Annotated in this window: 9 protein-coding genes; 3 read left to right on the top strand and 6 right to left on the bottom strand. The window is 41.9% G+C overall.

What is annotated here, in order from left to right; all coding sequences use genetic code 11:
- Positions 1–4 precede the first annotated feature (4 nt).
- Positions 5–1,357, bottom strand: a complete 1,353-nt coding sequence (locus CZ794_RS11155) for a Na(+)-translocating NADH-quinone reductase subunit A (RefSeq protein WP_087041701.1) — start codon at positions 1,355–1,357, stop codon at positions 5–7.
- Between the two features lie 1,075 nt (positions 1,358–2,432).
- On the opposite strand from CZ794_RS11155, the gene hisA reads away from it, so the two are divergent.
- The 3 genes from hisA to CZ794_RS11140 all read left to right on the top strand — a co-directional run bounded on the left by hisA (position 2,433) and on the right by CZ794_RS11140 (position 5,278).
- Complete coding sequence (gene hisA, locus CZ794_RS11150) at positions 2,433–3,170, top strand: 1-(5-phosphoribosyl)-5-[(5-phosphoribosylamino)methylideneamino]imidazole-4-carboxamide isomerase (RefSeq protein WP_087041700.1); 738 nt, start codon at positions 2,433–2,435, stop codon at positions 3,168–3,170.
- 75 nt (positions 3,171–3,245) lie between these two features.
- Entirely contained in the window at positions 3,246–4,886 is a 1,641-nt protein-coding gene (locus CZ794_RS11145) for a mechanosensitive ion channel family protein (protein WP_087041699.1), read from the top strand.
- 83 nt (positions 4,887–4,969) lie between these two features.
- Positions 4,970–5,278: a hypothetical protein gene (locus CZ794_RS11140; protein WP_087041698.1), complete on the top strand. Its 309-nt coding sequence runs from the start codon at positions 4,970–4,972 to the stop codon at positions 5,276–5,278.
- Between the two features lie 69 nt (positions 5,279–5,347).
- Here CZ794_RS11140 and rnr read toward each other — a convergent pair whose 3' ends face one another.
- The 5 genes from rnr to CZ794_RS11115 all read right to left on the bottom strand — a co-directional run bounded on the left by rnr (position 5,348) and on the right by CZ794_RS11115 (position 12,834).
- A complete protein-coding gene (gene rnr / locus CZ794_RS11135) occupies positions 5,348–7,612 on the bottom strand; it encodes a ribonuclease R (RefSeq protein WP_087041697.1) in 2,265 nt (754 codons plus the stop codon).
- Positions 7,613–7,767: 155 nt separating this feature from the next.
- Positions 7,768–9,012: a toxic anion resistance protein gene (locus tag CZ794_RS11130; protein ID WP_087041696.1), complete on the bottom strand. Its 1,245-nt coding sequence runs from the start codon at positions 9,010–9,012 to the stop codon at positions 7,768–7,770.
- A gap of 348 nt (positions 9,013–9,360) precedes the next feature.
- Entirely contained in the window at positions 9,361–9,864 is a 504-nt protein-coding gene (gene infC, locus CZ794_RS11125; RefSeq protein ID WP_062845719.1) for a translation initiation factor IF-3, read from the bottom strand.
- Positions 9,865–9,887: 23 nt separating this feature from the next.
- Positions 9,888–11,822 carry a threonine--tRNA ligase gene (gene thrS / locus CZ794_RS11120; protein WP_087041695.1) on the bottom strand — a complete coding sequence of 645 codons (1,935 nt, stop codon included), beginning with the start codon at positions 11,820–11,822 and terminating at the stop codon, positions 9,888–9,890.
- Between the two features lie 568 nt (positions 11,823–12,390).
- The gene (locus CZ794_RS11115) at positions 12,391–12,834 is read right to left on the bottom strand and encodes a GNAT family N-acetyltransferase (RefSeq protein WP_256958957.1); all 444 of its coding nucleotides are present in this window, start codon (positions 12,832–12,834) and stop codon (positions 12,391–12,393) included.
- Between the last annotated feature and the right edge of the window lie 763 nt (positions 12,835–13,597).

Here is a 13,597-nt window from a genome sequence, read left to right as displayed (position 1 = left end):
GTGGTTAGCCCTCCAGCTCAATGCGTGTTAAGTTATCACGCAAAATATCACCGAATTCATATTTGCCAGGAGATACAAAGGTGCATAATGCTAAATCTTCTTCGTCCAATTCGAGTGCGCCCAAGTCAACAGCACTGATGATGTCTTCGACAATCAATGCTCGTAGTAACTGGGTTGGCAGATAATCTTGTGGCATCACTTCTTCATAAACCCCGATAGGCACCATGGCTCTTGGTGAGCCGTTGCTTGTCGTAGTGAAGTTATATTTTTTGCCACCAAAGAACTGAGAGATATAGATAGGCAATTTAGAGAAACGGTTTGCACCTGCGCTAAAGAAGTGAAACGCAGGACGCTCGCGACCTTCAGGAAGCACACTGACTTGATCATGAAAGCGACCAAGATAAGCGATATTGTCAAACACTTTGCGACCAGACAAGACAGAACCTGAAATAATACGATTCTCGCCAGCGGCTAATTGACCTTTTGTAAGAGCAGTAATATCAGCACCGCGCTCAGTCATGATTAAATGCGGGTTGGTGACTGCTGGGCCTGCCAAGCTAATCATACGACGCGTATACAAACGCCCTGTAGTAAATAGCTTGCCAATCGCAATCACGTCTTGATAGCCAATCGTCCATACGCTAACACCGCGCATGACAGGATGCAAAAAGTGAATGTGTGTACCAGCCAATCCTGCCGGATGTTTACCAGCAAAGCCATGATACTCAGTGACATTATTAGCTGCTGTTTTTGCAACTGGCGTCAACGGTGTATTGCCGTTATGACACACAAAAGTCTTAGGGCTAAGGGTTGATAACACGGCAAGACCGTCATTGAATGCTTGCAACTGTTCATTAATTAGCAGCATCGGATCAAGAGCCAATGGATTGGTGTCCATGGCCGTGACAAAGATAGCGTGTGGACGGGCACCGATTTCTGGAGCACGACTGTAAGGACGCGTGCGAAACGCCGTCCATTCGCCAGAGGCAAGTAGCTGGGTTTCAACGACTTCAGAATCTAGGTCAGCAAGTTGCTGAGAGTCATAGCGCTCAAATTCTACTTCTTCACCGTTTGGGTCAACCGCAATCACAAGACTTTCAAACACACGACGTTCACCGCGGTTGACCGCGATAACCTTACCAGCAGCAGGGGCAGTGTAGATCACGCCAACGCGTTTTTTGTCTTCAAAAACGGGCTGACCTTTGGCTACGATGTCACCTTCTTTGACATTCATCGTGGGTTTCATCCCCACATAATCATAGCCAATAACCGCTACATGTGTAGGTTGGTGCTCAGATATCTCGCGGGAGGGTTCACCAGTGATGGGCAAATCCAAACCTTTTTTGATGGTAATCATAAGCGAAAACTTAGTCCATAGTCTAAAACGATACCAGACGTCCTGTATGGCATATCGGTAGCATGAACATTTGCGTCATTAAATAAAGCCCACAAATCTCTATTCCTATAGTAGGATAGCGATAACGGGTTTTTTAAAATAAAGCACGATCAAAACTACTAGTAAGAGTATTAACGCTGACCTCAGACTCCTTAACAACACGTTAATGTCTTATTCGAATGACCAAAGTGGCGACTGGCTACCAAGGTGTATGCTAAAACTATTCCATCAAAATTAATCGCTAAAGCAGTGAGCTAAAAGTGACTATTTTCAAAATAAACAGCCTTATCACACGTTTCATTGAAAATTAAAGCTTGTAACGCCAGTAGTATTGACTTTCCTTATCCGTTTGAGGTCTTGTAAAACAACGCTCAACAGAAAAAATAGTCAAATAATAATCTATAAACATAGATAGCAAACTGGTTAAAAGACAAACCAGCTGAGCAACCGATAAGTGAGTCTCACTTATTACAATCAGTTGTCATAGCGCTAGTAATGACTGTTAGTAATAGTTAACTAATGATAGAGACATCGTAGAAGGTATCTAATTAGATTTTGGTAGTGCAGAGTAGACGGTTTAACGCCCACCAGTTGAAATTTCTAATATAACCCTTCTTAGCAAGGCATTAGCCAACATCGTACAGATGCGGTAAATTATTGCCTGATTCTTCCTGACTGCTATGCTTCCTTAAGCCAAAAATGACTCATATAAAAGCATGGCATATGGTTACTATCACATAGAAACAAATAAAAATTTACCTAGGATTATACGCTAAATTGACCTAAAATTGCCAGTCAGTAATTGAATTTACCTCATGTTTACAGTAAATAGATATATCAAAACTTGTGGTTATGAGTATTTATTTCCCTCAATCAGTCATATGCTCTTTGAATGAGATTGTTTCTATTCTCTGTGTTGGCGACTATCGGGTTCAAATGCACGTCTGAGAAAATATTTGTCTATTACTGTTTGATTTGTAAGGTTTAATGCCCAAAATTTATTTAATACTTTGTTTTACAAGATAAGGAATGCTGTATGTGTGCTGTGCCTGTCATTATCCCGGCGATTGATTTAAAAGATGGTAAATGTGTGCGCTTAAAACAAGGCCGTATGGAAGATGATACGGTATTTTCTGACGATCCCGTCGCCATGGCGGCGCGGTGGGTAGAAGAAGGAGCACGCAGGCTTCATCTGGTCGATTTAAACGGTGCGTTCGACGGTGTACCAGTGCATAGACAAGTGGTTCATGATATCGCCAAGGCGTATCCAAACTTGCCTATTCAGTTGGGCGGCGGTGTCAGAAACATGAACACGATTGAGCAGTATATTACAGCAGGATTGACGTATATCATCATTGGTACAAAAGCCGTTGAAGATCCAAGCTTTGTCACAGAGGCTTGCCGCGAATTTGCAGGGCACATTATTGTCGGTATTGATGCAAAAGACGGTATGGTTGCCACTCATGGCTGGGCAAATGTGACGGACACTAAAGCGACCGAGCTGGCTAAGCAGTTTGCAGATGTGGGTGTCTCCTCAATTGTTTATACCGATATTGCCCGCGATGGCATGATGCAAGGCGTAAATGTTGAGCAAACAGTGAATCTAGCTCGTGAAGGTGGCTTGCCTGTGATTGCGTCAGGCGGTGTGACAGACATGAAAGACATTGAGCTATTAAAGCCATACGGCGACTGTATCGAAGGCATAATCACTGGTCGCGCAATCTATGAAGGCACGTTGAACTTGGCTGAAGCACAGGTGTATTTAGATCGTTAACAGTTAATGCAGATCTTTGTAACAAGAGAGGTTTGCAATAAAAAACGTCGATAAAGAACCCAGTAGAAGATATTTATGGCCGCTTATCTTGACCGCTCGATAGTACGTCATTGTTTAAAAACGTGGGGTCAGGCTTGGTTGCTATTGATCGTTGTTTGCTGGTTGCCTGCACATGCTGCTGGTGAAGAGGTGGCTAGTATAACCACCGCACTAGGAATAGAAACTCACGAGGAAGTGGCAACAGAGGATTCTGCCACATCAGCAAACGAGGTAGCAGAATCATCCACGCCTTTGCCTGCTCCACCAATCATCAGTGGTCAGAGCACCAATAATGCGCAAATCGAAACCACACCCTCTCTACAAACAGACAATGACATTCGTCAACGTATCAAAGGCATCTTTTCTGAAATCGACGGGCTACAAGCTGTCGATGTTAGCGTCGCCCAAGGGGTTGTCACCTTAACAGGAGAGACGCCAAATGAGAAAAAGGCACAGCAAGCCATCAATTTGACCAATCGCTTGACCGATGTGGTCACCGTTGATGATCGAATTGACCGTACTTTGGATGTACAAGACAATGTCACCACGGTTTATCAAACGCTAAGAGCACAAGTCAAAAACTTGATCAAAGCGCTGCCTTTACTGTTGGTCGGTCTGATCATATTTATATTGGTGACATGGCTCGGTAGTTGGCTGTCGAACCGCAAAAAAATGTGGCAGCGTCTAACGCCCAATCCGTTTGTGGCTGAGTTGTTGGCACAGACGGTAAAAGTGATTTTTATCGTTTGCGGGCTTATTTTGGCACTCAGCTTAATTGGCGCAGAAACCATTTTGGGTACGTTGCTGGGTGGGGCAGGTGTCATTGGTATCGCCGTCGGTTTTGCCGTCAAAGACACTATCGAAAATTACATTGCGTCCTTGATGCTCAGCATCCGCCAACCTTTTCGCGCCCGTGATCATATCGTGATTAATGAACAAGAAGGGATTGTGGTGCGATTGACGTCACGTGCCACCATACTAATGACCTTGGATGGTAACCAGCTTCGAATTCCTAATGCTGAAGTCTTTAAAGGGACCATCTTAAATTACACCAAAAACCCTGAACGCCGTTTTACCTTTGAGTTGGGTGTGGATGCCAATAACGATCCATTGGCCGCTATCAAAGTCGGCGTTGACGCCATCAATGATTTGGCTTTTGTGTTAGACAATCCGAAAGCAATGGCGGTCATTACCAATGTTGGCGATTCTAACATTGTCTTAGAGTTTCAGATTTGGGTCAATCAAGCAGAGACAGATTTTGCAAAAGCACGCAGTATTGCCATTCGCGAAACCAAGCACGCATTAGAAAACGCAGGGTTTAGCTTGCCAGAGCCTATTTATCGCCTCCGCTTCAACAAAAAACTCGAAAAAGCCTTTGAGAATTTTCAGGGTAGTGGCAATAACGGCAATAAAGCTACCAGTAAAACAACCACCAATAAGGCAGTATCGCCAACGATCGTAGCCACCATTGACCACGATCAAGATAATGCAGTTAGTATTGACGATAAAGACAAGCAACAAGCCAAAGCTCGCGCCAAGCAGATTCTACAAGGTCACGATGCCAAAGAGGTTTTGGATGCGCGTCCTAACGATAAATTAATGGAAAAGGTCGAACAAGAAATTGCAGAAAGCTCAGATGAAACCGACTTACTAGACAGTGCCAGCCCGCAAGAATAAGCCCTACAAGCAACCTAAAAAATGGGCATAAAAAATGCAGTAAAACGTATCTCTGATTCTTACTTAACAACGAGATATTGTTTATGCAAATAAAACATCTGATTATATTCGCATTGGTTGGCATGGTGGCGTTACTTGGTTTCAATCTCATTATTGGCAGTCAGCATGAGAAAAATAGAGAAGCGGCTATCAGCAATGCTACCTCTAAGCAAGAAATTACGGACGCTGCCGTATCTGATACAAAAGAAAGCGACAGTAGCTCAACCAGTATTGCCAATAAGCCGCTTGGTGAGCAGCCCAAAGCCATTTTAGACGATGCCACTGCTAAGATTGACCAAGCTCAGCAAGCCGACCAAGCACGATTGGCACAGATGGATGATGCAGCAAAGTAAAATAGCACACATAAAAAAAGGCTAACGATGACGTTAGCCTTTTTTGTGCTGTTGAAATTTTAGCCAATATTAGCTTTTCTTATTAGCGCCTTTGCTACGGCTATTACCCTTTTTGGCAGGACTTCTTTTAGACTGGCCTTTTTTGCTTTGATTCATCTCACTAGATTGCAATTTTTCTTTTAAATCAAAGTCAATTTGTAGCAGATCCATGTTCACGCCAGCCACTTTTACTTTGACCAAATCGCCAAGCCCAAATAAAGTGCCTTTGTCTTTACCGATAAGCTGTTGCTGCTGCTCATCATAAACGAAGAAATCATCACCAACGTTTGAGATATGCACCAAGCCATCAATATACAAATCAGTCAAGGTCACAAATAAGCCAAAGTTGGTCACGGTAGTGACGACGCCTTCAAACTCTTCGCCGACATGATCGGTCATATAATGACATTTTAGCCAAGACTCAACGTAGCGTGACGCTTTTTCTGCACGGCGCTCTGTGTCTGATGTCTGTGTACCCGCCCCGTCCAAAGAAAAGTCCATGACTGGCTGTTTGCTATTGGTGACTTTTGCTTTAATCGCACGATGTAGCATCAAATCAGGATAACGGCGAATAGGCGAGGTGAAGTGGCTATATTCGTCATAAGCCAAACCAAAGTGACCGATATTGTCAGGTGCGTAGTTTGCTTGCATCATTGAACGCAGCAGCATGCTATGAATACTGATGGCATCTGGACGATCTTTTGTCGCTTCAATAATACGCTGATAATCTGCCTGCGTTGGACTTTCTTCTGGGAACGGCAAACCAAAGTTTTTCGCATATTCATGAATACGCATCGACTTTTCGCTATCTGGCTTATCATGATTACGATACAAGACAGGCAATTCATGCTTTAAGGCAAAATTTGCCGCGCAGGTATTGGCAAGCAACATACATTCTTCGATAAGCTTCTGAGAGTCACCGCGGGTGCGTGGCAAGATAGCGTCAATGCCACCTTTTTCATTGAACTTGATGTATGTCTCGACAGTCTCAAACTCCATTGCATGACGCTCTTCACGCTTCTTGAGCAATAGCTCATATAACTGATAGAGAGTATCAATCGATTTTTTGACGTCTTTATTGCCAGTCAATGACGTGGGTACGCTTTTATCTTGTGGATTCTCAAGATAAGCATTGACTTGGTTGTACGTTAAGCGTGCTTTTGAGTGCATCACTGATGGATAAAACTCATAACCCGTCACTTTGCCTGCTCGTGATATCTTGATATCAGCAACCATACAGAGGCGATCAAGATTTGGGTTCAATGAACACAGTCCGTTTGACAGCACTTCAGGCAACATCGGAATCACGCGATGCGGGAAGTAGACAGATGTACCACGTTCAAACGCGTCTTGGTCTAAAGGTGAATTTGGCGTGACATAATAGCTCACATCTGCAATCGCTACGACCACTCGATAATTACCGCCAGAGCGTTTTTCAGCATATACAGCATCATCAAAGTCACGTGCATCTTCACCATCAATCGTAACGAGTGGTAAGTGACGTAAATCCTTACGATCTTTTAAGTCTTTTTCGGTTGGTTCTTGATAATCACTAGCCTGCTTAAGTGCCGCTTCGCTAAACTCTGAAGGAATGTCATAATTAAGCAGTGTGGTTTCAATGATCAGTTCGCGATCATTGTCATCAGACAAGACTTCAGTGATTTTGCCTGTGGCAAACTCGTGCTGATTTGGCCAATCAATGATGTCAACTTTAACAGGCGCACCTTGCTTGATGTTCAATGCTTGCACATTGTCATCAGTGACGGTGATTGGTTGGTGATTATTTGGACTACCAAGCTCAACACAATAACCATCTTCATCACGAGCCAGCGTGCCAATAAAGTTATTTTGACGACGTTCAACCACATCGACAATACGGCCTTCTGTACGACCGCGGTTATCTGTGGATGTACCTACTGCGTCTACTGTATCGCCGTTAAATACCCAGCGCATTTGTTTTTCATGTAAAAACAAATCTGGCATGTCACTCAATACGACAAAACCAAACCCTTTAGGGTGTGCTGACACCGTACCTGTGACGATATCTTGCTGAGTCACTGTACGATAGCGATAAGGACGACCGTCACGGTTTACTTGCCCATCACGTGCCATTGCTTTTAAGCGATTGCCTAAAGCATCAAACTGGTCTGGGTCATCAATCTTGAAGGCTTTGGCCAACTGTTGATGCGTGACTTCACCATGTTCGTTAATCGTGCTCAAAATCAGCTCACGACTAGGAATAGGATTGTCGTATCTTTTTGCCTCACTTGAGGCGTTTGGATCATTCCAACTCATAAATTACCGTATCTATTTTTAAAATTATTAATAAGTACTATCTTAACACGAACGACGTTGCAATATCTTGCGTCAATTGTCTTATATGTATTCGATAGCTGGAGTTATCCCCTTTATTGGGTAATAACTGTATGAGGCAAAAACGTTATAAATACTCAAATATCGATATCGACGGTATTTGATTTATTCGTGATTTTTTTACTGTCTATTTCTTTGGATACTTCCAATACCGTAGTCTGATTGGATTTATCGAGGTATTTTTGCGCTTTATCCACCTCGGTGGTTAGCGTATTGACCGTCTGCTTCATATTTTCTAACGCTTCAATTTTATAGTTGCTAATCATATCCATCGTATCATAGACATTATTGAAGGCGTTTTGGAGTTTATCAAGCTCAATACTACTACTGGTGGCTTGCTCATGAATCTCACCAGACTGACGTTTGAGCATCGCCGAGGTAGACTCAATCAAACTACTGGTGGTTTTATTGAGCGCGGTAATCTGATCGAGTACCAGTTTTTGGTTGGTCATTGCTTGCGCCACGACGACGGCGGTACGTAGGGCGGACACAGTCGTGGTTGTCGCACGATCGACTCCTTTGATAAGCTCCAAATTATTACGGCGTATCGTGTCTAGTGCCAAATACCCTTGTACATTGACCGCCAGCTGCGTCAAAAAATCTGTATTTTTTTGACGCACATAAAACAGCATCTCTTCTTTGATGATGCGCGCTTTTTCGGGGTCAGTCGCTTCTATCGCATAAACTTTTTGTTCAAGTTGCTCATCTATCTTTTTGCCAACATAAATATATTGGCGAATAGACTGCATCAGCTCCCACATATTGACTTTTTCTTGCTCAATCATGGCATTGTCTTTGAGCAGCTCATCTTTACCATTATAGAGACTGGTGACAACAGCGTTAATATGCGACTGCGCAGACTCATACTGACGGAAGTAATCTTGTACTTTGTTTCCAAATGGAATGAGACCAAATAATTTGCGAGAGCTTGTGAGCTCTTTTTTACTTGGGTCTAAATCTTCTACGATGCCGCGTAGCTCAGTCAATGACTTAGCAATAGGGGAGTTGTCAAATAAACTATCATTGAGACTTTTTGCGGGCAACTCAAGCATGCGATTGGAAACTTGCGCCGATTCGCGAATCTCTTTGGTACCCAAATTATGAATAGATTGAACATTTTGCTGAAACTCTGGGCTGTGCACAGAGTTGGTAATCACATGATCGACAAACGCATCAACTTTGGCATCAAGCTCTGGAATTTGGCTATCATCCAACTTGACCATCTGATCAGCTTCACTTTTTTGTATCTCTTTAACAGGTTCTGGTGCCGTCAGCGAAATACTAGGAGTTGTCGCGTTTTCTGGTGGGGTCAATTCTTGCATGAAGGTTCCTATGGTATCTAAAATGGACAATATTTGAGCCAGTGACTATAGATAGTATAAAGCTTACCTCATCTTAATAATCAATGGGACTCTTATGCACCTAATTGTTTTTATTTGAGTAATAGTGAAAGGGTGCAGCAGATCTTTAGACTAACTGGTAATGAAAAGGTTGAGAAGATAGGTTTTGTAAAGTAGCGTCGACTTATTATGTGTATATAAATATATAAGGACGAAATATGAAAAAACCATCAATATAACACGGTATATTGATGGTTTGAATGACAAGTGTTTATATCGAATAACAGCATCGACCAACAGTCACCACTAACGAATAATCGATTGAACCGATTATTTCTTTTTAGTTGGTCCAAGCAGCATGCCCATTTGACGACCTTCCATCTTAGGGTACTGTTCGACGTTTGAGATATCAGCGGTATCTTCAATGATACGATCAAGTTGTTTGCGACCGATATCTTGGTGCGCCATTTCACGTCCGCGGAAACGGATGCTAATTTTAACTTTGTCTTGATCTTCTAAGAAGCTAACGATCTTTCTCAATTTGACTTGATAATCAGCTTCTTCGGTACTAGGGCGTAGCTTCATCTCTTTAAGCTGAGTCTGCTTTTGGTTTTTCTTAGCTTCTTTTGCCTTTTGCTTTTGATCATAGAGGAAATGCTTGTAGTCCATGATTTTGCATACTGGCGGCTTAGCTTCAGGAACTAATTCAACCAAATCTAGGTTTTCATCACGTGCCGCTTTCATCGCGGTTTCGATATCAACCACGCCCATTTGCTCGCCGTCTTCTTTAACGAGACGGACTTCTTTGACATTGATATCTTCGTTGATGTTCAAACGGTTTGACTGTTTAATAGGTATTACTCCTCATCTGTTTTTGGGGTCTGTCGGCCTTTTCTACTGACAGCGTTCTGTACTAATGTGGTAAATTCAGAAATACTCATCACACCAAGGTTTTCACCTTCGCGTGTTCGGACGTTGACACTGCCCGATTCCACTTCTTTATCCCCTAATACTAGCATATAGGGAACACGTTCTAATGTTTTCTCTCGTATCTTAAATCCAATCTTTTCGTTACGCAAGTCGCTGATAGCACGAATACCCGCATTTTTTAGCTCGCTGACCACATTTTCACAAGCGTCAGCTTGCTTGTCAGTGATATTCATAACCACAACTTGCTGCGGAGCCAACCAGACGGGCATCCAACCAGCATAGTTTTCTATCAATATACCAATGAAGCGCTCAAAAGAGCCCAAAATGGCACGGTGTAGCATGATAGGGACTTCACGCTCGTTCTGCTCATTGACAAACTCTGCATCAAGGCGTTCAGGCATGTTTGGGTCAACCTGAATGGTACCGCACTGCCAAACACGTCCTAAAGAATCCTTCAGACTAAATTCAATCTTTGGACCGTAGAATGCACCTTCACCTGGTAGGTAATCCCAATCAAGACCTGAGCTATCAAGCGCATCTGCCAGTGCTTTTTCTGCAAAATCCCAAGACTCATCGCTGCCAACACGCTTTTCAGGACGTGTAGAGAGCTTCATGATGATGTTGTCAAAACCAAAATCTTCATAAACCGCAAGCGTTAGCTTGATAAATTCTGCCACTTCTTGCTGAATTTGCGCTTGCGTACAGAAAATATGCGCATCATCTTGCGTAAATCCACGCACGCGCATCAGACCATGCAATGAACCTGACGGTTCATTACGATGACATGAACCAAACTCTGCCATACGCAGTGGCAAGTCACGGTAAGATTTTAAACCTTGATTAAATACTTGTACATGACAAGGGCAGTTCATCGGTTTTACGGCATAATCACGGTTTTCGCTAGAAGTCGTGAACATATTGGTCGCATAGTTACCCCAGTGACCTGAACGCTCCCATAAGCTGCGATCCACGATTTGCGGTGTTTTAATTTCTTCGTAGCCATTATCATATTGTACTTTGCGCATGTATTGCTCAAGCACTTGATAAATTGTCCAGCCGTTTGCATGCCAAAACACCATACCTGGCGCTTGCTCTTGCATATGAAACAGATTGAGCGCTTTACCAATCTTACGATGGTCACGTTTTTCTGCTTCTTCAATACGCTGAATATACGCTTTTAGATCTTTTTTGTCTGCCCATGCCGTGCCATAGATACGTTGCAGTTGCTCATTTTTTGCATCGCCACGCCAATAAGCACCAGACATCTTGGTCAATTTAAATACTTTTAAAAACCGCGTGTTTGGTACGTGCGGGCCGCGGCACATATCGACATATTCTTGGTGGTGATAAAGACCAAAGGCCTCTTCGCCTGGCATATCGTTAATCAGTTTGAGCTTATAGTCTTCACCGCGTGACTGAAAAATCTCAATCGCTTCATCACGTGGCGTCATTTTTTTGATCACGTCATAATCTTGCTTAATCAGCTCCATCATGCGTTTTTCAATTTTTTCCATATGCTCAGGTGTGAATGGTGTCTCACTAAAAATATCGTAATAAAAACCATCATCAATCACCGGACCAATGACCATTTTTACATCAGGATACAGTTGTTTGACGGCATGGCCCAATAAGTGAGCACAAGAATGGCGAATGATATCAACACCATCGGCGTCTTTTGGTGTCACGATTTCGACATTTGCATCAGCAATAATAGGGTCATGCGCATCGACCAAATGTCCATTTACACGTCCTGCAACCGTTGCCTTGGCAAGTCCTGTCCCAATACTTTGCGCCACTTCCATGACCGTTGTATTGCCTTCGAAGTTTTTTACGCTACCATCGGGTAAAGTAATCGCTACCATAATCTATTCACCTGTTTTTGGATCCGTTGGCAGTGATGATTGCAACCATCAATCATATAACCGCAAGATCACATCAATTATATTTAATCATTGTGATATGTCATAAAACCACATGCATGCTTTTTCTCTACTTAGATAATCTGCATACAACCTTAAAAGCCAATCATGGATAATACCTGACTGGACCCTATAATAAGGAGCAGTATTTTACCTATATAGAAGAGATTTGATAGTAAAGAAGAAAAAATGCGATGTAGACGCTGATTATAGCAAAAACTGTGTATCAAGACTATATATGTATAACAGTACTATATAGCAGCTCAGTCCTATATAAAGTGGAGACGCCTAGAGAGAAAAGCAAGTCTTGCATCATTTATGAAGAGATCATAACGCTATCAGTCAATAATACGACTACCTTTATAACCAAAGAAGATATTTAGAATGTTAGAAGGTGTTATAGAGCAAATCATTATTAGTTCAAATGATTAAGACACGTTTACATTATAAGACGTGTCATATTTTTTAAGGCAGATTACAAAGTTAATGGTCAAAATAAGAGGATTGGCAGCTAAGTATCAATACGCTGCAATTCAGTTAGCGCCAAGTCGCGGTAATAAAGATCGTCGCGCACCTTGAATCCCATATTTTCCCAAAAGCCATTACCAATGTGATTGTTTTGAAAAATGAACAGACCGACTTTGGTGATTTCCAGCTCTTTCATCTCATCCAACACACTTTTCACCAAATTTTTACCGATATTTTTATGACGATAGTCTTGGTGCACCGCCGTGTGATAGAGATAACCACGTCGCCCATCCTCTCCAGCGATAATGACACCAATGATTTGATTGTAGTCTTCTGCTACAAAGCTCAATGTGGGATTGCGTTTTAACATACGTGCGATTCCTTTTTCAGAATCGTTCACATTGTTTAATCCCATACTTGGAGTCAGAGCCCATAGTTTGTAGACAGACAAGTAATCTTCAATTGTCATCATGCGAATATTTAACACAGGGCACCTTAATATAGAGGGTCTTTGACTAACTACAATGCTTTTTATAGATGATGGGATATCGTCTACAAGTAAAAGAAATCCTGCTACAAACGTATAGGGGTAAAACCATACCATGAGTAGAGGCTTACAAGCAATCTATGAAAATAGAGCTAACCATATATAAAACATGTTCACATATAAAGGTAAGACCAACCATAATAAAATAGTTTTAAGGGTAAGCTTTTGAACTTGTGGAGAATATTTTATATTTTAAAAGTAATGAAAATGAAGCCTTGACCCATTCTCAAACCCGCGTATAATGCGTTCCAGTCGAGAGGGAAGGTAGATTGAGTATTGAATTGATTCAGATCATTCAAACAAACTTAAAATAAACCCTTGACACCAAAAATAAAGCGTCTATAATACGCACCTCAATAAGAGGAAGCGGTTGATAAGCAGGTAATTAAACACCTTATATTAACGAGCTAACTTATTGAAACGAATTAAAAAAAGAAGCTTGACAGTCTATTAAAACATGGTATGATAGTCAGCTCGCTAATTAGGATAAGCCACATTGGCATGTAATAATTAGTAAAGAGATAACTGCTACTGGACGACAGTGACAGGCATTATTTAAAAGCATAACTAAAGAACAACTTGTGTGGATTTTTGCTGAATCAGAATGCTAAAAAATAAAGTTGACTATCTTTTCTTTTCGGGAAGATTATTAACTATAAAAATTATCATTTAAGACAGCAGAAAAACTCAAAGTTAATTCATT

The organism is Psychrobacter sp. JB385 (genome assembly GCF_900163785.1).
In the GTDB taxonomy this organism is placed as follows: Bacteria; Pseudomonadota; Gammaproteobacteria; order Pseudomonadales; family Moraxellaceae; genus Psychrobacter.
Note: the sequence above shows the minus strand (reverse complement) of the source record. Positions and strands in the feature narration are given on the sequence as shown.